This is a genomic window from Thauera sp. DNT-1 (assembly GCF_055393985.1).
Map to the genome: position 1 here is coordinate 2,668,023 of NZ_AP043752.1, position 24,218 is coordinate 2,692,240.

Below are 24,218 nucleotides of genomic sequence, written 5' to 3' on the forward strand. Positions count from 1 at the left end.
AATGATGGCACCCACTCCTGGTTCAACGAGCATGAATTGCTCAACCCGACAGCGCTCTGAGTGCTCCGGCCCTCCGAGTGGCTGTTCAGCAGGAATGGCGGCGGTCCGCAACGGGCCGGACTGAGACCTCCGTGCGCGGGTCCGCGAACTGTTCGTGGGGGTCTCGAACCGACCCAGAGCTGCCGCATCCCGACATGACAACCCTGCGACCGCTCTACGCCATGAAGCTGCCCCACTCAGGCGATGACCGCGACCGATTTAACCTGAGCCCACATCGCCAACCCCGGCTGAATCTGAAGCTCCTCAACCGATTTCCAGGTCACGCGCGAAATCAGGGTGTCCCCGCTGCAGCGAACCCGCACGAGTGCCTGCGCCGGATGGCTGTCGGCCAAGACGGCGTCGACCACGCCGGGGAGATGGTTCTGGATGCTGCTGCGCGTCGGCTGATCGAGCGTCAGGCTCACATCCCGTGCAAGGATGCGCAGGCGAACCCGGTTGCCGGGCACCAGGCCGATGTCACGCACCAGCACGCAGCCCGCCGATAGCTGAACACGCGCGAGGTGCCAGCGCGAATTGCACTCCTGGACGACGCCTTGGATGACCGTGCCTGCCTCCTCGTCTGCCAGGGCAGGCAAGTCGCCCTGAGCAAGCACTTCGCTGATGGGGCCGGCGGCGACGGCCTGCCCCTTGTCGAGCACCACGACCTCGTCGGCCAGTCGGCTCAGTTCATCCATCGAATGCGTGACGTAGAGCATCGGTATCGCGAGCTGGTCACGCAGGCGTTCGAGCCAAGGCATGATCTCGCGCCGGCGGTGAAGATCCAGGGAGGCGAGGGGTTCATCGAGCAGCAGCAGTCGCGGCTCGGTAACCAGGGCGCGTGCGATGGCCACGCGTTGACGCTCGCCGCCCGACAGTGCCTGCGGACGACGCTTGAGCAGCGCGCGAATACCCAGCAGATCGACCGCCTCATCTAGCGTGTTGCGGTCCGCCGATGTGGCCGTGCGACGCAGCCCATACTCGAGGTTGCGCTGCACATCCAGATGCTCGAACAGGCTGGGCACCTCCTGGAAGACGTATCCGAGGAGGCGGCGCCAGGTGGGAACGAATAGGCCCCGCTCGTCGTCCTGCCACACCGCGTCGCCGATCCTGACGAAGCCCGACACAGCACGCTCGAGCCCGGCTACACAGCGCAAGATGCTGGTCTTGCCCGACCCCGACGCCCCAAACAGCACCGTGATGCCTTTGCCAGGAAGGTGAAGATCGACATCGACATCGAACTGCGCGCGCGGCAGCTTCAGGCGGATCTGGTTGATATCAGCCATCAACGCATCACGCTCGCGCCGTTGCGCTTGAGCAACGACAGGCACAGCAGGACCACGAAAGAAAAGGCCACCATGCCGCCCGCCAGCCAGTGAGCCTGCGCGTACTCCATCGCTTCGACATGACCATAGATCTGAGTCGAGACCACGCGTGTCTTGCCCGGGATGTTGCCGCCGATCATCAACACCACCCCGAACTCGCCAACGGTGTGCGCAAAGCTGAGGATGGCGGCGGTGAGCAGACCGGGCCGTGCGAGCGGCAGCGCCACGCTGAAGAAAGCGTCGAGCGGGCTCGCGCGCAGGGTGGCGGCAGCCTCAAGCGGCCGGGCACCGATGGACTCGAAGGCGTGTTGAATCGGCTGCACGGCGAAGGGCAGCGAGAAGATGATCGAACCGATCAGGAGGCCGGTGAAGGTGAAGGACAACGTACCCCAACCCAAGGCCAGGGTCAGCTGCCCCAACGGCCCCTGCGGCCCCATCAACACCAGCAAATAGAAGCCCAGCACCGTCGGCGGAAGCACAAGCGGCAAGGTCACCACCGCGCTGATCGGTGCCCGCCAGCGCGAGCGTGTCTGTGACAGCCACCACGCCAGCGGTGTCGCGACGAGCAACAGCAGCACGGTCGTCAGTGTCGCCAGTTCCAGCGTCAGCCAGACAGCCTGCCAGGCGTGGTGGTCCAACATGGTGAGGCTCAGAGCCCGTAGCCGTAGGAACGAATGACCGCCTTCGCCGCATCGCCCTGCAGATAGCGCATCAACTCGGCTGCCGCCGTGTTGTCCTTGCCCTTGGCCAGGATCAGCGCATCCTGGCGGATCGGTTCGTAGAGCGTTTCAGGCACCATCCAGGCCGAGCCCTCGGTCAGGCGGCCTTCGGCATACACCTGCGACAGCGCGACGAAACCCAGCGGCGCGTTCTGGGTGGCGACGAACTGATAGGTCTGGCCGATGTTCTCGCCCTGCACGAACTTGCTGCTGAGCGCATCGGCCAGGCCAAGCTGCGTCAAGGTCTGCATCGCCGCCGCACCATAGGGGGCTAGGAGTCTGCGCGGCAGAAGCCAAGCGTCGGTGAGTTAAGTCCTCGCGGGCGTTTCGGGGCCGGTAGACTGTCGAGATGACGAGCTATCTGCCCTATTGCCCGCAGCAGCAGATGCTGCTGCCCCAGGCGCTGCAGGAGTGGCTACCCGAAGGCCACTTGGCGTACTTCATCAGCGACGCGGTCGACGGGTTGGATCTGAGCGCGTTCCACGCCCGGTATGCCGGTGGCGGACCGCGCAACCAGCCGTTTCATCCGGCCATGATGGTCAAGGTGCTGCTGTATGCGTACGCCACGGGCGTGTTCAGTTCGCGCAAGATCGCGCGCAAGCTGCACGAGGATGTGGCGTTCCGGGTCCTGGCGGCAGACAACTTCCCGGCCCACCGCACGCTGAGCGACTTTCGCGCGGTCCATTTGAAGGAGCTGAGCGAGTTGTTCGTGCAGGTGGTGCGACTGGCCCGCGAGATGGGGCTGGTCAAGCTCGGGACGGTGGCCATCGACGGCACCAAGGTCAAGGCAAACGCCAGCCGCCACAAGGCGATGAGTTACGGCCATATGGTGAAGGCGGAGGCCGAGTTGAAACGGCAGATCGAGGCGCTGCTCAATCGGGCCAAGGCCGCCGACGACGCCGAGCGGAACGAGCCCGAGTGGGATGTGCCGGCCGAGATCGCGCGGCGCGAGGCGCGGCTGACGGCGATTGCTGAAGCCCGGGCGCGGCTCGAGCAGCGCCAGCGCGAGGCCGATCAGGCGCGCGGGCGCAGCGACGATGACGAGCGTCGCCCGCGCGGCGGTGACGGCAAACCGAAGGGCGGGCGCTACAAGCGCGACTTTGGAGTGCCCGAGGACAAGGCGCAGGAGAACTTCACCGATCCGGACAGCCGCATCATGAAGCGCGCCGGCGGCGGTTTCGATCCGAGCTACAACGCCCAGACGGCGGTCGACGAGACCGCCCACATCATCGTGGCGGCCGAGCTGACCAACAACGCCAGCGACGCCGGGCAACTGGCGGGGGTACTGCAGGCCGTGCGCGACAACGTCGAACACCGACCGCGCCAGGCGCTGGCCGACACCGGCTACCGCTCGGAGCAAACGTTCCGGGAACTCGACGGGTGCGGGACCGAACTGGTGGTGGCGCTGGGCCGGGAAGGTAAGCGCCGACTCGGCTTCGATCGCGAACGCAATCCGCACACCGCGCAGATGGCCGACAAGCTCGAGAGCGAGGCGGGCAAGAGCGCCTACCGAAAACGGAAATGGATCGCCGAACCGCCCAACGGCTGGATCAAGAACGTGTTGGGATTCCGGCAGTTCAGCCTGCGGGGCCTGGAGCGCGTCAAAGCGGAGTGGAAGCTCGTCTGTATGGCGCTGAACCTGCGCAGGATGAGCACATTGAGGACGGCATGACGGGAAAAGGGGGCAAACCTGTCCCCGTTGCCGTCCGGCATGCGCGCCGCGCCGTCGCAAAGCAACTTGACCACGGCCTCAGTCTCGTGCAGCACCTCGCGGTTCGCCAATCATTCTGCTAGAAAACACGCTCTGGAGTTCTGCCGCGCAGACTCCTAGCTTGGGGTCGGCCAGTGCGATGCGTTCGAACGAGCCCGTGCGCAAGACTTCGCCCTTGTCGTCGACCAGGCCCGGCTGCTTGCTCCACAGCACGAGCTTGCCGATGGCGTAAGTGAAGCGGGTGCCCGCCACGCCTTCGCCTTCCCGTTCCAGACGCGCAGGCGTCTCGTCATCGGCGGCGAACAGGACCTCGAACGGAGCTCCATTCTTGATCTGCGCGTAGAACTTGCCCGTCGAGCCGAAGGACAGCGCAAGCTTGTGCCCCGTCTCCTTCTCGAAGGCTGCGGCAATCTTCTGCATCGGCGCGGTAAAGTTTGCGGCGACGGCCACGCTGAGCTCAGCGGCTTGCAGGGGCGCGCTCAGGAACAGACCCGCCATCAGGACGGCAGCAACTGGTTTCATGGCTATACTCGCTATTCACAAAAGGAATAGCGAGTATAGCCAAGCTTTTCTGGTGAGGGGACAATCCGCGCATGAACCCTTCACCTTCTCTTCAGTTTGACGCCGCCCTCGGGCATGACGCCACGGACAAGCGTATCGATGTGCTGCGTCGCATCGGGTCGGTTGGATCCATCTCCGAAGCGGCGCGCGGCGCCGGCATCAGCTACAAGGCGGCCTGGCAGGCCATCGAGACCCTCGGCAACCTCGCCGGGACGCCGCTGGTGGAGAAGGCGGTGGGCGGCAGCGGCGGCGGCGGCGCACAACTGACGGCGGCAGGGCATCGGCTGCTACGCGCCTTCGATCTGCTCACGGCAGCCCGCCACGCAGTCCTGACTCAGCTCGATCAAGAGCAGGGCAGCAATCCTCCCGCGCTTGGCCTGGCCGCGCTCGGGCTGCGAACGAGCATGCGCAACCAACTGCCCTGTGTCGTTGCCGATGTGAGCACAGCAGGCGCTGCAGTCAGGGTCGAACTCGCGCTCTCGGACGGAACGCGGCTTGCATCGCGCATCACCCAGGAAAGCGCGCAACTGCTGGACCTCAGAAAAGGCATGGCGGTGCTCGCCTTGTGCAAGGCGACGGCGGTCAAGATATTTGAGGTGGAGGCTGCGACCCATGCCAACAACGTGCTGCGCGGTCGCGTGGTTCGCGTCTCCGGGGATGCCGGAGCGGCAGAGGTGAGCTTGCAGCTGAGCTGTGGCTTGTCGATGGTGGGGTTCGCAGGCGACGACGGAGGACTCAAGGTCGGTCAAGATTGCGTGGCGCAGGTCGATGACTCTGCCGTCGTCATCGCACTGGCGGGCTAACCCATACACGTGAACTGCCAACGAACCAGTGGCAGCAGTCAGTGCAACACCGGTCCTCGGAAAGCGTGGCTAAGCCGTTCGAGCTGAGACAGCTCCTGGCCGAATGTGTGAGTTCGGGCTGAGTGCCCCGTAGCGGCCGGTGCCGATCGGGCGGCGGTCGCCCTCAATAGCTGCAAAGGCAGGAAGCGACCGAAACGAACAGTCCCCTGCCGAACGCATTCCAATCGAAACACCTCCCCGGTGCCCGAGCGCCAACCGTGACGCGCCAGCTCAATTGGGCGATCACCGGGCTATTGGGTTCTCACGATCCGCCCCCAATGCCCGCCCACGCATCGGCGGCGGGATCGACAACGATCCGGGATCACGACCCGCCGCGCAACTTGTAATACTCGGCGATGGCAGGAATCCCCGCGATCCGGTCGACGAAGGCCGCGAGCTTCGGCGCCACGGTCTCGACCAGATCGGCTGGAATGTGGTCCAGCTTGCCGGAGCCAAGCCAGCGCAGGATGACGAAGGTCTTGAGGTCGGCGATGGTGAGGCGATGGTCCGCAAGGAATTCGCCGCCGTGGGCTTCGAGTTGGTTCTGCAGCCAGCGCAGATACCGCGGCAATACTTCCGCCGCCAGGGCCTCGCGGGCGTGCTTGAGCGCATCGCCGGTCATTCCGAAAGTCGCCACGATCTTCGTGTTGATGTCTTCCAGCGCGCCCATCACTTCGTCGCAGAACAAGGCCTGAAGGTCGTCTTCGGGGTAGAGCCCGGCCAGCTTTCCGGCATAGCGCGTGATTGCGTCGCTCTGGGTGACCTGCACGTCATTGACGTGAAGCGTCGGCACCTGGTCCAGCGGTGTGGTCTTGCGAACCTCGGCAAAATCACCGAACGCAAAACGCTTGTCCTCGAATGGAATGCCGCCGATGTGCAGGGCCAGGCGTGCGGGCTCTGCCCGTCCGCCGGAAACGTCGAAATAGGTAAGCTTGAGTTTGTCCATGGGTCCGTGTCCTGCCAGCGTGCGGGGTTGTCGGTGTCGCCTGCAATGCGCTCCCGGTCACTGATCTGTCCAGGCGGCCATGTCAGGCTACGGAAAGTGCTTGAATCAGGTGCGGGTTGATGAAGAGTTTCTCGCGTCCTGCCTTCATCTCGCGCAGGAGGCCGATGTCGACGAGTTGCTTCAGATAGACCGATGCCGTCTGGCGTTGGGCAATGTCGGCGTCGACGACGTTGGCGATGCGGCAATAGGGTTGTACGAAGATCAGCTCGGTCAGCTCGCGCGAGTAGATGCCGGGCGCATCGCGCTTCATCCGTTCGGCTATGTCGTCGATGAGCGCTCTGATGGCCTTGATCCGGGACGTCGTCCATTGCGCGGTATTGCGGACCGCGTCGAGCATGAACAGTATCCACGGCTCCCAGGCGGCATCCCGGCTGACATTCAGCAGGAGGCGGTAGTAGTCCTGCCTGGCTTCGATGATGGCTTTGGACAGGTAGAGCATCGGGATGTCGAGCTGCAAGCCTTCAGGATGGCCCGCGACTCGACTTCCGCCTGAGGGGGAAGGGCAGGGAGGTCGTTGTATGGCTTGCGCGGGTCGAAGAGCATGTGTCGATATCTGGATGATTCATCGGCACGTCGATGGGACGTGTCGACGGAATCGACATGATATCGGGTCGTGTCGAAAAATGACGATATTCTCTACAAGTGTGGGGGTGATGATCCCCGCGCTTCGGTGGTGAGCGCCTGCTTTACATCTGCGCTTTGCAACGCATGGCACTTAGCGCGTGTCTTCAGTGCCTTGGCCAGTTCCAGATCGCGGGAACATCCCGGGCGTGGTGCAGGACGCACGCAACAGTGATCCCATCGTCCTCAACGTCGAGCGTGACGGTCTTGTCGTCGAGGCGGATGACGCAGCCGCTGCGCACCTGCTGGTCGCGGCCAACGAAGCCGACGCGATCGCCGATGGCGACTTCATTGCGCCCCAGGCCCTGGCGCGGCTTCTCGCGGATGTCGACGTCGGCGCCGTCGGGATTGATCGCAGCGTAGGGGATCAGCCAGCGCTGGCCGGTGGCGGTGTCGAGCACCAGGGCCTGTTTGCGCCTCAGCTCCAGAAGCTGGCCGCTGCGCGCGGTGTTGGCCCGGGTGTCGAAGTACTCGAGGGCTTGCCCGCGCAGCAGCTCGGGTCATTGCGGACGAGGCGTTTCAGTACTGGCGTCAGCCGAGGTAAAACTCCTCCCACTCGATCTCGGTCCACCACTCGGCCTCCAGTCCGTCGCAGGTCTCGCCATGGGCCCGGCACATGAAGCAACCGTCACCGCGCGTGAGCGCGAAGTCCTCGACCGGCGGGTAACGGACGAGCAGGGCCGCGGCGCCCTCACGCGCGGCCGCCTCTGCCTCGCTCATCGGCCGATCCGGCAATTCGGCAACGCCGCTGCGACGAAGCCGCTTGACGCCCTCCGGGTAGAGGACGGAATTCTCCGCGTCGATATGACGCCAGAGCGCGTGCGAGTAGCGAGTTGCCAGCGCGCGCAGCCGAACACGGTCGTCCTCGGACGGCGGCCGCTGTTCGAGAATCGGCAGCATCTCGCACAGCCACGCCGCCATCTCGGCGTGCTCGTGCAGCACGGCGTACACCGGTCCGCGGTCGCCCGGGAGTTCCGCGTCGGTGACGAGCGCATTGAGGAACACCCGCTCCTCGCGATCGTGATGGAAATGGCCGGCGAACTCGGTGAAAAACGCGGCGAAGCGTCCGCCGTCGTCCGGGTCCGCGGTGCCATCGATGAATCCGTCTACGAACGCGCGAAACGATCCGAGCACCTGATCGATCAGCACGTGTTCGTCCTGCAATGTTTCGATCAGCTTCATCGTCGATTCATCCTCCCGTATCCGTGTTCCTATCCGCCCGCATTCGCCGTCGAGGGCACCGGCGGCGCGATCACTTCCCTCGTCGACACCCCCGCCGCTACCTTGCCGGCCCGAGGATCTCGACCCCGTCCATCATCACCGGGTCGGCATCGACCACGCGGTAGGGCAGGCTGTACGCCACGCGCCATTGCTGCCCCGCGCAATCGAGGGTGACGGTCTTGTCGTTAAGGCGGATGACGCAGCCGCTGCGCTCCTGATGGTCGCGGCCGACGAAGCCAACCCGGTCGCCGATGGCGAGCTCGTTGCGGCCGAGGCCCTGGCGCGGCCTCTCGCGGAGGTCGACGTCGGCGGGGATGCCGGGCGGGCCTCAAGGCATCGACTTGCTTGTTCGACCATGGCGCCCGCAGGCACCAGCCTGGGCGCCGACCCGCAGCAGCTCCAGCAGCGCGCTCAGTGGCCCGCCGGGCTCGCCCGCCCAGACCAGGTTCGTCCGGTTCGTCCGCATCGCCTCCGGCAGTTCGTGGCGTTGGATCGAATCGCCCATGACGGCATTGTCGAGGACGCTCGCCGGCATGATGGCGACGCCGGTTCCGGCCGCGACGCAGGCCACGATAGCATGGTAGGAGCCGAGGTCGAGGAACCGGCGCGGGGTGACGCCGGCCGCGGCGAACCAGTCGACCAGCAGGCGCCGGTATGAGCAGCCATGCGGAAAGGCGACGACCGTCTGGTCGGCGAGATCCTGCGCACCGCCGATGCGGGGGCCGCCTCGCGCGGTGATGAGGACCAGCTCTTCCGCGAAGACGGCCACGGCCGAGAGGCTTCCCTTGTCGAAGGGTTCGGAGACGAAGGCGGCGTCGATCCGGTGATTGTCGAGTCGCCGCAGCAGCGCCGCGGTCGTTCCGGTCTGCAACTCCACGTGCGTTCGGGGATGCGCGGCGTGGTACCGCGAGAGGATGGGCGGCAGGCGCACGCTGGCCGCACTCTCCAGCGAGCCCAGGCGCAGCGAGCCCGCGACTACCCCGCTGCAGAGGTCCTCCTCGGCTTCGTCGGCCAGCCGCAACAGGCGCTCGGCGTGCCCGAGCAGGCGATGACCCGCATCGGTGAGCACCACGTTCCGTCCTTGCCGCCGAAAGAGTTGCGTACCCAGTCGGGACTCGAACTGCTTGATGCGGGTCGTGACGTTGGAAGGCACCCGATTGAGCCGGTCCGCCGCACGCAGCACACCGCCTTCCACCGCCACACATCGGAAGATGTGCAGGTCTTCCAGGCTGATCCTTCTCATATCGAGAACGTTATTTCTTAAAAATTCACTATTCGATTCTATCCGACGAGCGTCTAATCCCGCCATGGAAAAAAATCCTCCGTCGTCTCTGTCGCCGGGCGCCATCGTCTTCATCGGCCTCCTTGCGCTGGCCATCGCGATGGGCATCGGTCGCTTCGCATTTACGCCGCTGATGCCGCTCATGGTGCGCGATGGCAGCCTGAATACCGTCACCGGGACGGAATGGGCGACGGCGAACTACGTCGGCTACCTGCTCGGTGCGATCAGCGCCTCGTGGTTCGCGCGCAGTCCCCGGCTGGGCTTGCAGGTCGGGTTGCTCGGCGTCGCCGCGACCACCCTGGCGATGGCTTGGGGTAACGCCGCCTTGCCGTGGCTCGGCTTGGCCCTGCGGGCGAGCGCGGGCGTCTTCAGCGCCTGGGTGCTCGTGTGCGCCAGCAGTTGGTGCCTGCCCGAACTGGCGCGGCGGAGTTCGACCTCGCTGGGCGGATGGATCTACACCGGGGTGGGCGTGGGCATCGCGGCCACGGGTGTACTGACCTGGCTGGGCGGCGCACAGGCGGCCGCGGTGCTGTGGGTGGAGCTCGGGCTGCTCGCCGTCGTCGGCGCCGTCCATGTCATTTGGCGTCTGCGCGGGCAATCCGCCGCAGCGAGCCCTGCCGGCACGCCCGACGCGCCGAAGCCCCCACCGCCGGCGGTCGCGAGCGGGAACCTGGGCATCGTGCTGTGCTACAGCGCGTTCGGCTTCGGCTACATCATTCCCGCGACCTTCCTGCCCACCATGGCGCGGCAGCTGGTGTCCGACCCGCTCGTGTTCGGGCTCACCTGGCCGATCTTCGGCGCGGCGGCGGCGCTGTCCGTGGCCTTCGCCGCGCACCGTCTGCACGGCTGGCCGCGCAGGAAGGTGTGGGCGATCGCCCAGGGGGTGATGGCGGCAGGCACCCTGCTGCCGTTGCTGCAGCCGGCATTGTGGGTACTGGCCGCCTCGGCGGTGCTGGTCGGCGGCACCTTCATGGTGACCACCATGGCAGGCCTTCAGCTGGCGCGCGAACGCGCGCCCGCGAACCCGACGGCGCTGCTGGCCCGCATGACCACCGGCTTCGCTGCCGGACAGATCGCCGGTCCGCTGCTCGTGCGCCTGGTCGGCGATACGCGCATTGCCGGCCTCGACGCGCTGGGCCTGGCGAGCGCGACCGCCGGCCTCCTGCTGGCGATGACCGCCATCTGGCTCTGGCGCGACGACATCGCGGCCGCAACGAAGCCGCGATCCGCTTGAGACGCGGACGAACGCCCGAGCACGATCGCGGCGTCGGATTCCGCCGGGCCCGGCACCCCTTGCTTCAGCACGCATCACGCCTGCGCTGCGCCGGGCTTTGGTCTATGGTTCCGGTACGAGCCGCTCCGGCGCCGCCGGCGGGCTCGTACTGCCCAAGAGCCCGCATGGACAAGCCGCCTCATCGCTTGCCGGTATTCCTGAATCTGGCACAGATCCGCTTTCCGATCGGTGCGATCGCCTCGATTGCGCACCGGGTGTCGGGGGTCTTGCTGTTCATCGCCCTGCCCGTCCTCGCGGCGCTGCTCCACGCATCGCTGCGCAGCGAAGCGGATTTCGCCTCGGTGCGCGGTCTGCTCTCGTCGCCGCTCTCGCTCGTGGTGGCCGGTGTGCTGGCGTGGGCGCTCGCGCATCACGTGCTGGCCGGGATCCGCCACCTGTTGATGGACGTCGGCATCGGCAGCGAGCTCGAGCGTGCGCGCGCCAGCGCACGCCTCATTCTGGTCGCCGCGCCCGCGCTGGCCCTGCTCCTTCTCGTGTGGGGGCTGTCATGAGGTTGTTCACAGGGCAACGGGCATGGGTGGTGCAACGCCTCAGCGCCTTGCTGTTGCTGGTGCTGATCCTGCTCGCCATGCTCGCGCTGCCTTTCGCGTCGCCGCTCGATTTCTCCGCGTGGCGCGCCTTGGCCGGCGGCGCGCTGGGGGGGCCGCTGATCGCGCTGCTGTTCGGCGCCTTGTGCGCGCACGCCTGGGTAGGCATGCGCGACATCGTGCTCGACTACCTCCAGCCGCGCGGACTGCGGCTGGCGGTGCTGGGCCTGATCACGGTCGTGCTGCTCGGCGTGCTGGCACGCGTGCTGCTGAGCCTGGCCATGGTGGCGCTCGCCGCCTGAGCGGCGCAGGGGCGGACATGAGACTGAACATCTATCGCTACGACCCGGAGCGCGGCGATCCGCCGCGGATGCAGGCCTACGATGTGCAGCCGGAGGCGGGCGACAAGAAGCTGCTCGACCTGCTGATGAGGCTGCGCGTGCAGGACGACAGCCTGTCGTTCCGGCGCTCGTGCCGCGAGGGAGTGTGCGGCTCGGACGCGATGAACATCAACGGCCGCAACGGCCTCGCCTGCCTGACCGCGCTCGACGGGCTGAAGGAGCCGATCGTGCTGCGCCCGCTACCCGGCTTTCCGGTAATCCGCGACCTCGTCGTAGACATGACGCAGTTCTTCGCCCACTACCACTCGATCCGGCCCTGGCTGATCAACGACGAGCCCCTGCCCGAGCGCGAGCGGCTGCAGACGCCGACCGAGCGCGAGCGCCTGGACGGCCTGTACGAATGCATCCTGTGCGCCTGCTGCAGCGCGTTCTGCCCGTCCTACTGGTGGAATCCGGACAAGTTCATCGGGCCGTCGGGCCTGCTGCAGGCCTATCGCTTCATCGCCGACAGCCGCGACACCGCCTCCGCCGAGCGGCTGGACTTCCTCGACGACGTCTATCGCCTCTACCGCTGCCGCACGATCATGAACTGCACCGAGGTCTGCCCGAAGGGACTGAGCCCCTCGCACGCCATCGAACGGATCCGCCTGGCCTTGCTGCAGCGTTCATCCTGAAAAGGCAGGGCGGGAGCGCGCCATTCGCCCCGGGGGCCGGACCGCGTTCTTTCCGCGTCAAAGCGCCGGGAGGCCCGGGACGAGGAACACCGCCATCGTTGCGGCCCAGGCCAGCACACCGCAGTGGATCGCGACGATGCCGATCTCCAGGGCCACGATCTCTTCACGAACCCCGAGCATGCAGCGGACACCCCGCTTCAGCAGCGCGACCGAAGCGCCGATCGCCAGCACCGGCAGTACCAGGACGGCGAGCGTCCCGTCCTGCAGGAGCGCGAACGACGATAGCCAGAGCGGGAGCAGGGATACCGTCGCGAGCAGACAAGCGTCGCGTGCGCTCGCCCGCACCCCATGGGTCGCCGCGACGGCGCCGATCAGCCAGCGGATCATCAGGAAGCCGACGAGCTGCGCGGCGAACAGCGCGAACTCCACGAACTGCCAGGCGGAAGCGGAGAGGGCGGGCAGATAGTGGGCCGATCCGACATCGGTCGCATGGGACAACATCGCGGGGGGCAACATGGCGGCCGGCAGGGCGACCCCGAAGACCAGGGTGGCCAGCGAGGGCGGACGGCGGGAGAGTTCGGTCCAGGCGGCGTCCGAGGACCACAGCATGGGCGGCAGATGGAGGGAAGACATGATCGATCTCTGCTGGCGTGTTTGGGCGGCTCGAGGAATTTATATCACAACATGATATAAACTAGCATGGCCCGCCCCCCGACAGCGAATACGTTGCGACCAGCGCGCGGAGAACCCGCCCGCAGCTTTGCGCGGCCACGAAGCACAGGCAGACCGTCATCCGGTGGCGCAGCGCGCCCCGACTATCGCCGCTCCCGGCCGGCGGGCGGGCGCACGATCGTGATCGGCGCGATGGCGCGCGCCGCCGCTTGCAGGCCGAGTGCCTCGTGCAGCCGTGCGTCGCTGCCGACGAGGTCGGCAAGCGAAACGCGGTCGAGTGCAGCCAGGAAGGCCTGCAGGGCACCGTCCAGCGCGCCCTTGAGCCGGCACGCCGGATCCAGCAGGCAGTGCGACTGCGTTCCGAAGCACTCGACGAGCGCGAGGCTCGGTTCGAGCTGGCGGACCACGTTGCCGAGACCGATCTCGCTGCTTGCACGCGCGAGCCTCAAACCCCCTCCCTTGCAGCGTGCGCCGTCGACGAAGCCCTTCGCCACCAGTTCGGTGACGATCTTCATGAGGTGGCTGCGCGAGATGTCGAAACGCTCGGCGACCTCCTTGATGGTGATGCGCCGCTCGGGGATGGCCCCGAGCTACATGAGTACCCGGAGCGCGTAATCGGTGTGTTGCGTGATGTTCATCGGCAGGGCGTGCAGAGGAGTCGTTGTCGGCTCCATGCTAGCAACAATAGATTCATACAGGTTGACTCTTCAAGGAGGAACGGCCATGGCCCACGTCCTTACCGAAGCCTGCATCCGCTGCAAATACACGGACTGCGTAAGCATGTGCCCAGTCGAGACCCATCCGGCGCTGCCCGCCACCGCCCCCTGGCACGCTCGCAGCCCGCCTGCCCTCGCCTGTCGCTACACTGCCCGCACGAGAACCCGCGAAGCGAAGGGAGACAGGTCATGGCCGAGCACGCTGCCGAGCCGACGGTGAAGCATTTCCGCCTCGCCCTGCTGTGGCCGCTGCGGCTGCTGACCGCGACGGGCGCGCTGGGGCCGCAGCAGCGGCCGTGGCAGGTGCTGCGCGACCTGGGCGAGGCCTCGCCGTGGCGCGAGGTCGAGCACGACCTGGAGGTCGAAGGCAGCGTCTTCCAGGAGCGGCACTACAACGAGTTCGTGACCTTCCTGCCCTACGTGCAGCAGTTCCTCTACGGCGAGGGCCGTGCGCAGCGCGGCGACTCGGCGGACGCGGGGCCGGCGATGCGCGTGTTCCGTCGCCGCGATATCGCGAAACTGCGCGTGGCCGCACGCGACGGCGACGCGCCGGTGACGCTCGACGTCGTCCATGTGCATCTGTATTTCTTCTTCGACGTCGATGTGGTGATCCTCAACGTCGAGGTCGCCGGCGGCGACCTGCCCTTGTCCGCGGTGCAGGAGCTGATGTATCGCATCGGCCGCGCCTACCCGTCGGGCTGGGACGAGCACGGCCGCGCGCTGCACAGCCTCGCCGTCGCCGAGCTGATCGGGCGCGACGGGTCGGTGCTGGCGCGCACCGACGCGCACGAGCGCGAGGCCTTCCTGACCCACGTCAGCCGCCATCGCGCACCGCGCATCGCCGCGCACTGGGCCTGGCTGATGCAGCCGCTGGCGAGCGCCTACTCGGCCCAGCCCGGCACGCTGCGCTATCGCCAGATCGAGTATCACCGCATGCCGCTGACGGCCTATCTCGCCCTCGACGACCCGCAGGCGCTGACGCGCAGGGATTTCGTCCGCCTCGGCCTGGTGACCGGCGCGGGACCGCACACGGCACAAGCCGAACGCGAGGGCGGCGGCAACGCCCTGCCCTACGCCGAACCGCATCTGGACGACTTCGAGCGCCGCCACTGCTACGACCGCTTCTGGTCCGCGAGCGGCGCGGCGCCCTGGACCCGCTACCTGTGCAGCGGCCACGCGCTGGTGGTGGTGGGCGATGCGAAGTCGGCCTATTTCACCGACCGCGAGCGCGGCGTGCTGGCGCAGTTCCGCCACCAGCACTTCCTGCTGTTCCTGATCGCGCACTTCCAGAAGTCGGCGCTGCTGATGTTCTCCGAGCGCCTGGTCGAGGCGCTCAAGCGCCTGCACGTCACCGACCCGGAAAGCGTGCGGCGCTTCAAGCGCGCGATCCGCGCCAGCTTCGAGGGCTTCCTGCGTTTCACGCATCGCTACTGGTTCCACGACATCGCCGAGCAGGCGCAGACACGCGCGCTGTTCCGCATGACCAGCGCGCATCTGGGCACCGACGCGCTGTACGCCGAGATCAAGGAGCGCACCGCGGACATGAACGGCTACCTCGAGGCCGACAGCCTGCGCCGCCAGGCCAACACCGTGGTGCGCCTGACCGTGGTGACGATCTTCGGCCTCATCGGCACCATCACCACCGGCTTCCTGGGCATGAACCTGCTCGCCGAAGCGGAATCGCCGCTCGCCGAGCGCCTGGCCTACTTCGCGCTGGTGTTCGGCGTGTCGACGGCGCTCACGCTGTACACGATGGTCAAGTCCAAGCGCCTGTCGGACTTCCTCGACGCGGTGTCGGACGAGCGCCTGTCGACCTGGAACAAGCTCCGCGCGCTCGCCGCCGTGTGGCGTCGCGGCGCGGACTGAGCGGCCCCGCTACATCAGCCACTCCGGCCGCAGCAGCATCACCGCACCGAGCGCCAGCATCACCACGCCCGCAAGCAGCTTGAGCATGCGGCCGCCGCGCTCGCCGAGCTTGCCGCTGCCGAGGGCGAGCACCGCGGTGCCGACCATCAGCGCGTCGTCGGCGATGTAGGCGAGGATGTAGAGGCCGAGGTAGCCGTAGTGGGCGAGCGGCGAGAGGTCCTGGCTGGTGAGCACCGCGGTGTAGATCGCCGGCAGGCCGGCGGTGCATAGCAGCTCGACGAAGTTCACCACCACCGCCAGCACCGCGACCGCGGCGAGCGAGGCGGGCAGGGATTCGGCCTTCAGGATGGCGCGGGCACGCGCATAGATGCCCGGCTTGGCGGACTCCGGGATGGACAGCGAGACGCCGCGGCGGAAGGCGAAGAAGTCCTTTACGTTGATCAGGCCGATGAGCATGGCCAGCACGGCGAGGCCGACGCGCAGCGCGGCCGTCATGCCGACGAGCAGGAAGACGTTGAGCCAGGCCGCCATGAAGGCGTAGTACACCGCGCCGCTGGCGAGCACGAAGGTGCCGGCGACCATCGCCATGCGACGGCGGTCCTGCAGCCTCACCAGCAGCGACAGCAGGAATAGCAGCACCCACATCGCGCAGGGGTTGAAGCCGTCGAGCAGGCCGAGCGCCAGGGTGAACATCGGCAGGCCGAGCTCGCTCGCGCTCAGGGTGCCGAACAGGCCCGACTCCACCCGGTCGCGCGGCGGCGGCGGGGCCTCGTCGAGCAGGCGCAGCAGCTCGGCGCCGACGTGCTCGGCGTCGTCGAAGCCGACCAGCACCCGGCCGCCATAGACGAAAGTGGGCACGCCCGGCGGCCACGCCCCGACTGCCTCGCTGATCGCCACCAGGGCGTCGCGCGCGGCGGGGTCGCGATCGACCTCGCGCAGCACGACCTGCAGCCCGGGGCGGGCGTCGGCGAGACCGGCGAGAAAGCGCTTGGCCTCCGCGCAATGCGGGCAGCCTTCGCGCACATAGACGTGGAGCTGGCCCGGCGCGGGGAGATCGAGCGCCGGCGCGGCGGTGCCGGCATCGGCGCCCGGGCTCGCATGGGCGAACAGCAGGCATGCCAGCAGCAACAGGGTACGAAGAACCGCCGCGATCGCCATGGATGCGCCCCTCGCCGGCGCCGTGCCGCTCAGCGGCCGGCGGGCTCCTTGCCGCCTCCGGGCGGAACGGCGGCGCGCTCCTCGACCGGCGCGGCCTCCTGCGTCGTCGGCTCGGTGCGTGCGCGCATGCTCTCGAGCGCCCCCTTGCCGACCTCGCGCAGGCGCTCCGCGACGTCGCGGGTGGCCTCGGCGATGCGGTGCGCCGCCTGCTCGGCGGCTTCCTTGGCGTCGCGCGCGGTCTCGGGCGAGCGGCCATCACCGCCACGGTCTTCGTCGGGCGCCTGATTCAGCGCTCCCGCGTCGGATGATGCGCGCGAAGCGTCCTTGGCGAATTCGCTCGCGGCCTTCTCCGCCGCCGTGCGCACCGCCGCTTCCACCGCGGCGCTGCCCGCCTCGCCGATCTTGCGCGCGGCCTCGCCGGCCTTCTGCATCGCCTCGCGTGCCGCCTCGGCGGCTTCGCGCCGGGCCTCGGCAGCCTCGCCGCGCGGCGCCTCGGGCGCCGGAGCGGCTTGTTCGACCTTGGGCGCCGGCGCGGGCTCGGGTGCGCAGGCGACGACGAGCACGGAGGCGGCGAGGGCGAGGAGCAGGCGGGACGCGTTCATGAAGGACGAGAGCGGATTCGACGGCGACAGCCTGCAGGGTACGCAATCCCGTCGCGAAGAAGAACTGCAAGATGCACGCCGCAACAAGCGGAAAAACGATGGGGCCCACATGGGCCCCATCGTATCCGTCACACCGGAACCGCTTACTTGACGCGGTTCTTGTACTCGTCGGTGCGGGTGTCGATCTCGATCTTGTCGCCGATCTCGACGAAGGCCGGCACGGGCAGCTCGAAGCCGGTGCTGATCTTGGCCGGCTTCATGACCTTGCCCGAGGTGTCGCCCTTGACGGCGGGCTCGGTGTAGACGACCTCGCGCACCACGCTGTTGGGCAACTCGACCGAGATCGCCTTGCCGTTGTAGAACACCACCTCGCACTGCAGGCCGTCCTCGAGGTACTTGAGCGCGTCGGTCATGTTGTCCGCTTCGACTTCGTACTGCTCGTAGTCGGCATCCATGAACACGTACATCGGGTCCGCGAAGTAGGAGTAGGTGACTTCCTTGTGGTCGAGGACGACGACCTCGAACTTGTCGTCGGCCTTGTAGACCGACTCCGACGGCGCACCGGTGAGCAGGTTCTTGAACTTCATCTTCACGACCGCGGAGTTGCGGCCGGACTTGTTGTATTCGGCCTTCTGCACCACCAACGGGTCGCTGCCGACCATGATGACGTTGCCCGAGCGGAGTTCCTGAGCGGTTTTCATGCTGTTTCCTGAATGGTTCGACGCGACTCGTGGTCGCATGTCCTTGAAAAAATTAGCGCGCGATTCTACCGCGCGGCGTGCGCGATGTGGGAACAGAATGTATCGAGTGCGGTCGCGAGATCGGGCAGCTCCGCCTGCACATCGCACCAGCGGCGAGCATGGACATCGAGCCCGGGCAGCGCCGCGGCGAGGGCCGGCCAGGCCTCGGCCGGCGTCGCACGATCCGGCGCGCAGCCGTTCCAGGCGCGCCAGAAGCGGGCGAGCGCATCCGCCTCGGCCGCCGGCAGCCCCTGCAGGTAGCGCGCCAGGAAAGCCTCGAGCTTGTCGTGATGGGCGGCATCCGCCTGCGGATAGATCTGCCACACGAAGGGTCGCGCCGCCCATTGCGCGCGCACGAAGGAGTCCTCGCCGCGCACGAAATTCAGCTCGCAGGCCCACAGCAGCTCGTCGTAGCCCGCCTGGTCGGTGAAGGGCAGCACGCAGGCGGTGAGCGCGCCGTGCACCACCCGATCGCCCGCCTGCAGGCGCTCGCGACCGAGCGCACGTTGCACGTCGCCGAGCACGCGCGACTCGGGCACCAGCACCAGCATCTCGCGACCGCTGCCGGCCCAGGCGTCGAACAGGGCGGGGAGCTCCGGCTGCTCGTAGGCGAACAGCGACACCCGCAGCGCATCCGGGCCGCTCGCGATGCCGCGCGCGGCCAGCCAGGCGGCGCGTCCCTCGGGACGGGCTCGCCAGGCGTCGCGGCGCGCGAGCAGGTCGGCCTCGCGCGGCAATCCGCCAGTGCCCGCATCGAAGCCCGGAAAAAAGAAATGCTTCACCAGCGGCAGGCGCGGATGCGGCGAGGCCATGCCGTGACAGCCCGCCACCCAGGCCTCGGCCGACAGGTACTCGAGGTTGATCCACAACGGCGCCTGCCGCAGCGCCGCCATGGCCTCGAGCTGGGCGGTCGGCAGCTCGCAGGCGAAGGCCTCGACGACGATCTCGCCCGGCACGAGCGGAACGAACGCCCTCGTCCAGCGCCGCAACTCCACCCCTTGCACGCTTCCGCCCGCCCGCTCATCCACCGCGGCGGCGGCCGGACAGATGCGCCGCAAGGCCTCCCATTCATCCACCCAGAGCCGCACCGCTCCACCTCCACGGCGTGCCAGATCGGTCGCCAGCCGCCAGCACACGCCGATATCCCCAAAATTATCCACAACCTGACAGAAGATCTCCCAGCGGGGACGGGCGGGCGACCGGAATCGATGCATGGTGGGGACAATCCTGGATAAACAATGGGGACAGCTTGTGAACAAGCCGACTTCACGCGATCGGCCGGAAAAGGCTCAACAAAACGCGCACAGCCGACCAAGGGGCTTCTCAACCGCCTTTTGAAGAACACGAACGCTTTGCCGGCAAGGTCTCCGGGTACTTATCCACAAGAAACGCGCCACTGTTAACTTCTTTGTTATTTAAATCAATAGAAAAACAGAAGAACAAACCCGCAGCCGCCACGGCCGGGCCACCAAGCTTGCCCAGCGCACGAGAGTGCCGGCATGATGCCGGCCATGGGTGGTCGCTTCCCCGACCACGAACCACCCGAGAGGCCGCCAGGCCCATGAATCAGGATCTTTCCCCATGCATGGCCGCAAACTTCTTCCGCTCGCCCTGATCCTCGCCTTTCCCGCGCTCGCAATCGCCCAATCGGCGCAACAGCAAGGACTTCCCTCCCCCGAGGCGGCGCAGGAACAAGCTCTGCTGGAGCAGAGCCGCACGCAGGTGCGCGGTTTCTCGGTATGGCTGGGGGAAACGGTGAATGACTGGTTCGGCGATCGTCCCTTCGAGGAGGGCGGCAAGGTGACCAATGGGCGTCTGGGGCTACGCAACCTGTGGCGTCAGGACGAAGGCTGGAATACCAACGTGCGTTTCCGTGCGCGTTTCGATCTCCCCAACCTGCGCGACAAGGCCTACGTTTTCATCGGCCGGCAGAACGAGCGCGAACTCGTGACCGACCAATCCGAAGCCTTTACGCGCGAACAGCTCCTGCTCGAAGAACGCCGCAAGGAAGACCAGACCGGTTTTGCCGGCGTGGGGGTGGCCTTGCGCAAGAACCTCGATTTCCGTGTCGGTGTGCGCGGCGGAATGAAGTTCTACACGCAAGCGCGTTATCGCAAGCAGTGGGCGCTGACCGAACTGGACCGGATCGAATTCCGCGAAACGGTGTTCTGGAACAACAAGGACAAGTTCGGCTCGACCACCGCGCTGGACTACGAGCACGCCTTCACGCCCTCGCTCTCGCTGAATTGGCAGAATGCGACGACGATTTCGGAAAAGACCGACGATTTCGCCTGGGGTAGCAGCCTGGGGCTGTTCAAGCGCTTCGGTGACGATCGGATCCTGTCGGGCGAGATGCTGGTGACCGGAGAAACCGGTGCCGAAGAAAACGTGGATGAATACGGCGTGCGGATGAAATGGACCCAGCCGGTCTATCGCGACTGGTTGATCGGCGAGTTCATCGTCGGCCACTACTGGCCGCAGCGCGAGGACCGCGAGCGCGAGCGCGCCTGGGGGGTCGGGGTGAACCTCGAGATGCGCTTCTGAGCTTCCGAGGCCTCGTAGGAGCGACGCAAGTCGCGATCGGCGCGCCGGTTCGTGCGGCACTCGTCTCGCCACCGCAATCGCGACTTGCGTCGCTCCCACGGGAGACAGCGCGGCGTATCGGCGCCGTAGGAGCGACGCAAGTCGCGATCGGGCCTCGATAGCACCGTCCGCTCGAGGGCGAGCGTCCAATCGCGACTTGCGTCGCTCCTACGGAAACCGGTGCGGAGGCCGGCGCATGCGGCGGAGCGCGATGGCAGGCAGGCTCAGGAAGTCGCGTCGGCGTAGTCGGCCAGGCGGGCCAGGTCCTCGGCCTCGAGCCAGCGCCACTGCCCGGGCGCCAGCCCGGCCGGCAGGTCGAGCCCGCCCACGCGGCTGCGGTGCAGCACCTCGACACGGTTGCCGGCGGCGCCGACCATGCGCTTGACCTGATGATACTTGCCCTCGCAGATCGTCAGCCGCAGCGTGGTCGGACTGAGCAGCTCGCACGCCGCAGCCGCGATCGGAACGGGCTCGTCGTTCAGTTCGACGCCGGCGACCAGCCGGTCGGCGAAGTCCTGTTCCACCGCATGCTTGAGCGTCACCTCATAGACCTTGGGCGTACGCTTCTTTCCCGAGCTCCACTGGTGGATGAACTGGCCGTCGTCGGAGAGCAGCAGCAGGCCGGTCGTGTCCTGGTCGAGCCGGCCCACGCACTGCACGCCGCGGGCGAGCAGCTGCGGTGGCAGCAGGGTGAACACCGAGGGATGGAAGGTCGGCTTCTGCGAGCATTCGTAGCCTGCAGGCTTGTGCAGGACCACGTAGGCCTGGGCGCGGAAGCGCCAGGGTTGATCATCGACGGTGAATTCGAGCCCGGGCGAACCATCGCGGCTGCCGGGGTCGAACTCCTCGGTGGGGTCGTCGCAGACTTCGCCGGCGACGCTGACGTAGCCGGCACGGATAAGGGCACGGCAATCCTTGCGGCTGCCGAAGCCCTGGGCGTGGAGGAGGCGTTCGAGTTGCATGGGACGCATGTTAGCAGGGCGAGCGCCGCGGCAAGATGGACGCCCCGGCTCACCGTGCAGGATGGGGAGCGACCGAGGTCGTGCCGTGCGCGGGCCGAGCGGGTAAACTGCCGCCCTGGCCGCTCGGGAGAAGCACTTGAAATTCGAACACCTGATCGAGGTCAATGATCTCGCCGACCCGCTGCTGACCCCGCTCACCCGCGAAGAGCTGTGGTTCGGCCTGCTCTGCCGCGCCGAGGACGCGCGCGCCTTCCTGCCCGGCCTGGAGGCCTGCCGCATCGTCGAGCGCGGCGCGGGCAGCCTGGTCCGCGATCTGCACTTCGGTCACGCCGTGATCCGCGACCGGGTGAACTTCGACACCTTGCGCTGGATCCGCTTCGAAACCGAGGCCAACGCACAGCATGCCGGCGGCAGCCTCACGATCACGATCGAGGAACCCGAGCCTGGCGCCCTCTTCCTGCGTTTCGCCTACCACACCTCGCTGCCCGACCAGGGCGAGGACGCGCGCTACGCGGAATTCGTGCGCTCGGCCTACCACCAGTCCGACCTCGACACCGTGCGCATCATCCGCATGATCGCCGCGTCCGGCGGGCTCGAACAGTAGGGCCCCCAAGGACTCCCGACGGCGCTGCGGCGGCCGGCTTGCCATGGCAGCGTGCTGCCGTGCGCGAGTGGCCTGGCCAGCGAACTTCCCGTGCGGTGGCGTTGCATGTGCGGGCCGGACGGCTCGCACAGCCGTTTTTCGCTCCCGAGCGTCGTCTCATCTTCCCTCTCACCAACAGGAAACCCCTTCGTCATGTGGTTCAAGAATCTGCAGGTCTATCGCCTTCCCGCCAACTGGGACATGAGCGCCGAGCGCCTCGAGGAACAGCTCGCGAAGAAGCCCTTCCACCCCTGCGGCAGCCAGGACATGGAGAGTCGCGGCTGGCTGTCGCCGCTGGGCAACGAGGTGCTGGTGCACGCCGTGGGCGGCCAGTGGCTGGTCTGCCTCGGCTTCGAGCACCGCCTGCTGCCCTCCGCGGTGGTCAAGCAGGAGGCCGACGAGCGCGCCGAGGAGCTGGCCGAGCAACAGGGCTACAAGCTCGGTCGCAAGCAGTTGAAGGAGCTGCGCGAGCAGGTGACGCAGGAACTGATGCCGCGCGCCTTCACCCGCCGCCGCCGCATGTTCGCCTGGATCGACCCGATCAATGGCTGGCTGGTGGTGGATGCCGCCAGCCAGAGCAAGGCCGAGGACATGCTCGAGCAGCTGCGCCACACCCTCGACAGCTTCCCGCTGACCTTGCTGCGCACCGAGCGCTCGCCGATGTCGGCGATGGCCGACTGGCTGGCCGGTGGCGAGGCCCCGGACGGCTTCACCATCGACCAGGACTGCGAGCTGCGCTCGGTGGCCGAGGACAAGGCCGCGGTGCGCTATGCGCGTCACCCGCTCGAAGGCGACGACATCAAGGGCCACCTGGAAGCCGGCAAGCTGCCGACCCGGCTGGCGCTGACCTTCGACGACCGCATCAGCTTCGTGCTGACCGAGAAGCTAGAGATCAAGCGCCTCGATTTCCTCGACATCGTGCGCGATCAGGTGGGCGAAGCCGACAAGGACGACGCCGAGGCGCTGTTCAACGCCGAATTCGCGCTCATGACCGGCGAGCTCGCCCACCTGCTGCCGGCGGTCGTGGCCGCGCTCGGCGGCGAGCTTGCAGGCGCCGCGGTGGAAACCGGCGTGAGCGCCGAGCTGCCGCGTGTGCAGAAGGAAATGGCCGCCGCGCGGCCGGTGTCCGCGCAGACCGTCGCCGCGGACGATCCGCCGTTCTGAGCCTCGCAGCGCCTGGCCGGATTGGCACGGGCGCACGGGCCGGGCTGCTGCATCGCGACTTGCGTCGCTCCCACGGTACGGCTCCAGAAGAGCGGTGGATTCTCTAGGAGCGACGCAAGTCGCGATACAGGCCGTCGAGATGGAAATGCTGCACCGATGGGGGGTTCGAGCCGCAAGCAGGGGTCCGCTTCTTGGTGTACACAGAATTTAAAGATTTAAAAGATCATAAAGATCATGTACCGCCCGATTCTGTGGACAACCCGGTTTTTCATGGCTGAATCAGCGTCTTGCATCAAGCAAAACCCGGTGCACGATGGCCGCGGGAAACGAGTACGGTTTGTGGATGAAAAACCCGCCGTCGCCGCCTTCACGACTTATCCACAATTTCCGATCCCCTTCGGTCACAGCTTTCCCACTGCCCGAAAAACGCCACACGGGAACCGATCCTCACCCGCGAACCCGTTCCCCGGCGAGCTGCGCTAAAGTCTGCCCATGAACGACACGATGTTCCTCGAATGGTGGCACTGGGAGATCGCCGGCATCGCGCTGGTGCTGCTCGAGCTCGCCCTGCCCTCCTTCTTCATCATCTGGTTCGGGCTCGGTGCGATGCTCACCGGATTCGTGCTGCTCGCGATGCCGGACCTGGCGCTGTCGCAGCAGATCGCGGTCTGGATCATCGCCTCGATGGCGATGACCGTGCTGTGGTTCAGCTTCGCGAAGCGCGCGCGCGTCAGGACCCTGATCGGCACCGCCGCCGGCGAGGTGATCGGGGAAGTGGGCCTGCTGGTGAGCGCGGTCGCGCCCTTCGAGCGCGGCAAGGTGCGCTTCCAGCGCCCGGTGCTCGGCGCCGACGAATGGGCCTGTGTGGCCGAGAGCGCGATCGCGGCCGGCGAGCGCGTGAAGGTGGTGAGCGTGGAGGGCAGCTACGTCAAGGTGACGAAGGCCTGAGCAA

The 24,218-nt window shown here is 67.1% G+C and carries 26 protein-coding genes and 2 pseudogenes; 12 read left to right on the top strand and 16 right to left on the bottom strand.

Features of this window, described 5'->3' with window-relative positions:
• Positions 1-236: 236 nt before the first annotated feature.
• From modC to modA (ACZ5PP_RS12265), 3 genes and pseudogenes are all read right to left on the bottom strand, one after another.
• Positions 237-1,322, bottom strand: coding sequence for a molybdenum ABC transporter ATP-binding protein (modC, locus tag ACZ5PP_RS12255; RefSeq protein ID WP_273421428.1), 1,086 nt, complete (start codon positions 1,320-1,322; stop codon positions 237-239).
• Positions 1,322-2,002 carry a molybdate ABC transporter permease subunit gene (modB, locus tag ACZ5PP_RS12260; RefSeq protein ID WP_004322545.1) on the bottom strand — a complete coding sequence of 227 codons (681 nt, stop codon included), beginning with the start codon at positions 2,000-2,002 and terminating at the stop codon, positions 1,322-1,324. Before modB ends, modC begins: the two co-directional genes overlap by 1 nt.
• Positions 2,003-2,010: 8 nt before the next feature.
• Positions 2,011-2,355, bottom strand: a pseudogene (gene modA, locus ACZ5PP_RS12265) (molybdate ABC transporter substrate-binding protein); the annotation flags it as partial.
• A gap of 74 nt (positions 2,356-2,429) precedes the next feature.
• On the opposite strand from modA (ACZ5PP_RS12265), the gene ACZ5PP_RS12270 reads away from it, so the two are divergent.
• Positions 2,430-3,752: an IS1182 family transposase gene (locus ACZ5PP_RS12270; protein ID WP_004301215.1), complete on the top strand. Its 1,323-nt coding sequence runs from the start codon at positions 2,430-2,432 to the stop codon at positions 3,750-3,752.
• Positions 3,753-3,908: 156 nt separating this feature from the next.
• On the opposite strand, the pseudogene modA (ACZ5PP_RS12275) reads toward ACZ5PP_RS12270, so the two are convergent.
• Positions 3,909-4,313 (bottom strand): annotated as a pseudogene (gene modA, locus ACZ5PP_RS12275) (molybdate ABC transporter substrate-binding protein); the annotation flags it as partial.
• A 71-nt stretch (positions 4,314-4,384) separates the two neighbouring features.
• Here modA (ACZ5PP_RS12275) and ACZ5PP_RS12280 point away from each other — a divergent pair.
• Positions 4,385-5,155: a TOBE domain-containing protein gene (locus ACZ5PP_RS12280; RefSeq protein WP_040829454.1), complete on the top strand. Its 771-nt coding sequence runs from the start codon at positions 4,385-4,387 to the stop codon at positions 5,153-5,155.
• Between the two features lie 361 nt (positions 5,156-5,516).
• Here ACZ5PP_RS12280 and ACZ5PP_RS12285 read toward each other — a convergent pair whose 3' ends face one another.
• The 5 genes from ACZ5PP_RS12285 to ACZ5PP_RS12305 all read right to left on the bottom strand — a co-directional run bounded on the left by ACZ5PP_RS12285 (position 5,517) and on the right by ACZ5PP_RS12305 (position 9,285).
• Positions 5,517-6,140: a glutathione S-transferase gene (locus ACZ5PP_RS12285; RefSeq protein ID WP_273421421.1), complete on the bottom strand. Its 624-nt coding sequence runs from the start codon at positions 6,138-6,140 to the stop codon at positions 5,517-5,519.
• Between the two features lie 82 nt (positions 6,141-6,222).
• On the bottom strand, positions 6,223-6,639 hold the full coding sequence (locus tag ACZ5PP_RS12290) for a Fic family protein (RefSeq protein ID WP_273421419.1): 417 nt from the start codon (positions 6,637-6,639) through the stop codon (positions 6,223-6,225).
• A gap of 289 nt (positions 6,640-6,928) precedes the next feature.
• On the bottom strand, positions 6,929-7,222 hold the full coding sequence (locus tag ACZ5PP_RS12295) for a hypothetical protein (RefSeq protein WP_231570585.1): 294 nt from the start codon (positions 7,220-7,222) through the stop codon (positions 6,929-6,931).
• Positions 7,223-7,352: 130 nt separating this feature from the next.
• Positions 7,353-8,003: a hemerythrin domain-containing protein gene (locus ACZ5PP_RS12300; RefSeq protein WP_012584255.1), complete on the bottom strand. Its 651-nt coding sequence runs from the start codon at positions 8,001-8,003 to the stop codon at positions 7,353-7,355.
• A gap of 367 nt (positions 8,004-8,370) precedes the next feature.
• A complete protein-coding gene (locus tag ACZ5PP_RS12305) occupies positions 8,371-9,285 on the bottom strand; it encodes a LysR family transcriptional regulator (protein WP_004304688.1) in 915 nt (304 codons plus the stop codon).
• 64 nt (positions 9,286-9,349) lie between these two features.
• Here ACZ5PP_RS12305 and ACZ5PP_RS12310 point away from each other — a divergent pair, with 64 nt between their 5' ends.
• The 4 genes from ACZ5PP_RS12310 (at position 9,350) to ACZ5PP_RS12325 (ending at position 12,160) form a co-directional block, all read left to right on the top strand.
• The gene (locus ACZ5PP_RS12310) at positions 9,350-10,558 is read left to right on the top strand and encodes a YbfB/YjiJ family MFS transporter (protein WP_043741576.1); all 1,209 of its coding nucleotides are present in this window, start codon (positions 9,350-9,352) and stop codon (positions 10,556-10,558) included.
• A 164-nt stretch (positions 10,559-10,722) separates the two neighbouring features.
• Complete coding sequence (sdhC, locus tag ACZ5PP_RS12315; protein ID WP_004304692.1) at positions 10,723-11,109, top strand: succinate dehydrogenase, cytochrome b556 subunit; 387 nt, start codon at positions 10,723-10,725, stop codon at positions 11,107-11,109.
• Positions 11,106-11,447, top strand: coding sequence for a succinate dehydrogenase, hydrophobic membrane anchor protein (gene sdhD, locus ACZ5PP_RS12320; protein ID WP_012584258.1), 342 nt, complete (start codon positions 11,106-11,108; stop codon positions 11,445-11,447). The genes sdhC and sdhD overlap by 4 nt, the downstream gene beginning before the upstream one ends.
• A 17-nt stretch (positions 11,448-11,464) precedes the next feature.
• Complete coding sequence (locus tag ACZ5PP_RS12325) at positions 11,465-12,160, top strand: succinate dehydrogenase iron-sulfur subunit (protein ID WP_004304696.1); 696 nt, start codon at positions 11,465-11,467, stop codon at positions 12,158-12,160.
• A gap of 57 nt (positions 12,161-12,217) precedes the next feature.
• Here ACZ5PP_RS12325 and ACZ5PP_RS12330 read toward each other — a convergent pair whose 3' ends face one another.
• Positions 12,218-12,793 (bottom strand): DUF1282 family protein, encoded by a 576-nt coding sequence (locus ACZ5PP_RS12330; protein WP_004304698.1) that lies wholly within the window; start codon positions 12,791-12,793, stop codon positions 12,218-12,220.
• Positions 12,794-12,975: 182 nt separating this feature from the next.
• The gene (locus ACZ5PP_RS12335) at positions 12,976-13,347 is read right to left on the bottom strand and encodes an Rrf2 family transcriptional regulator (RefSeq protein WP_464826099.1); all 372 of its coding nucleotides are present in this window, start codon (positions 13,345-13,347) and stop codon (positions 12,976-12,978) included.
• A gap of 390 nt (positions 13,348-13,737) precedes the next feature.
• Between ACZ5PP_RS12335 and ACZ5PP_RS12340 the strand changes: the two genes are divergently transcribed.
• The gene (locus tag ACZ5PP_RS12340; protein ID WP_004304702.1) at positions 13,738-15,414 is read left to right on the top strand and encodes a hypothetical protein; all 1,677 of its coding nucleotides are present in this window, start codon (positions 13,738-13,740) and stop codon (positions 15,412-15,414) included.
• 9 nt (positions 15,415-15,423) lie between these two features.
• Here ACZ5PP_RS12340 and ACZ5PP_RS12345 read toward each other — a convergent pair whose 3' ends face one another.
• Together ACZ5PP_RS12345 and ACZ5PP_RS12350 are read right to left on the bottom strand one after the other, a co-directional pair.
• The gene (locus ACZ5PP_RS12345) at positions 15,424-16,572 is read right to left on the bottom strand and encodes a glutaredoxin family protein (RefSeq protein ID WP_004304704.1); all 1,149 of its coding nucleotides are present in this window, start codon (positions 16,570-16,572) and stop codon (positions 15,424-15,426) included.
• 29 nt (positions 16,573-16,601) lie between these two features.
• Positions 16,602-17,174, bottom strand: coding sequence for a hypothetical protein (locus ACZ5PP_RS12350; RefSeq protein WP_012584261.1), 573 nt, complete (start codon positions 17,172-17,174; stop codon positions 16,602-16,604).
• On the opposite strand from ACZ5PP_RS12350, the gene ACZ5PP_RS12355 reads away from it, so the two are divergent.
• Complete coding sequence (locus ACZ5PP_RS12355; RefSeq protein WP_156147754.1) at positions 17,173-17,325, top strand: hypothetical protein; 153 nt, start codon at positions 17,173-17,175, stop codon at positions 17,323-17,325. The two genes, ACZ5PP_RS12350 and ACZ5PP_RS12355, sit on opposite strands and share 2 nt — an antisense overlap.
• Here ACZ5PP_RS12355 and efp read toward each other — a convergent pair.
• Together efp and earP are read right to left on the bottom strand one after the other, a co-directional pair.
• A complete protein-coding gene (gene efp / locus ACZ5PP_RS12360) occupies positions 17,318-17,875 on the bottom strand; it encodes an elongation factor P (protein ID WP_004311867.1) in 558 nt (185 codons plus the stop codon). The genes ACZ5PP_RS12355 and efp overlap by 8 nt on opposite strands.
• Before the next feature lie 65 nt (positions 17,876-17,940).
• The gene (earP, locus tag ACZ5PP_RS12365; protein WP_040829169.1) at positions 17,941-19,128 is read right to left on the bottom strand and encodes an elongation factor P maturation arginine rhamnosyltransferase EarP; all 1,188 of its coding nucleotides are present in this window, start codon (positions 19,126-19,128) and stop codon (positions 17,941-17,943) included.
• A gap of 367 nt (positions 19,129-19,495) precedes the next feature.
• Here earP and ACZ5PP_RS12370 point away from each other — a divergent pair, with 367 nt between their 5' ends.
• Positions 19,496-20,458 carry a hypothetical protein gene (locus ACZ5PP_RS12370; protein WP_004311863.1) on the top strand — a complete coding sequence of 321 codons (963 nt, stop codon included), beginning with the start codon at positions 19,496-19,498 and terminating at the stop codon, positions 20,456-20,458.
• Positions 20,459-20,721: 263 nt separating this feature from the next.
• Here the strand turns inward: ACZ5PP_RS12370 and ACZ5PP_RS12375 are convergent, their stop codons facing one another.
• Positions 20,722-21,468 (bottom strand): 16S rRNA pseudouridine(516) synthase, encoded by a 747-nt coding sequence (locus ACZ5PP_RS12375; RefSeq protein WP_004311861.1) that lies wholly within the window; start codon positions 21,466-21,468, stop codon positions 20,722-20,724.
• 127 nt (positions 21,469-21,595) lie between these two features.
• Between ACZ5PP_RS12375 and ACZ5PP_RS12380 the strand changes: the two genes are divergently transcribed.
• The 3 genes from ACZ5PP_RS12380 (at position 21,596) to ACZ5PP_RS12390 (ending at position 24,214) form a co-directional block, all read left to right on the top strand.
• Positions 21,596-22,063 (top strand): SRPBCC family protein, encoded by a 468-nt coding sequence (locus ACZ5PP_RS12380; RefSeq protein ID WP_004311859.1) that lies wholly within the window; start codon positions 21,596-21,598, stop codon positions 22,061-22,063.
• 192 nt (positions 22,064-22,255) lie between these two features.
• Entirely contained in the window at positions 22,256-23,266 is a 1,011-nt protein-coding gene (locus ACZ5PP_RS12385) for a recombination-associated protein RdgC (protein WP_004311857.1), read from the top strand.
• Between the two features lie 492 nt (positions 23,267-23,758).
• The gene (locus ACZ5PP_RS12390; RefSeq protein WP_004311856.1) at positions 23,759-24,214 is read left to right on the top strand and encodes an NfeD family protein; all 456 of its coding nucleotides are present in this window, start codon (positions 23,759-23,761) and stop codon (positions 24,212-24,214) included.
• Positions 24,215-24,218: the final 4 nt, after the last annotated feature.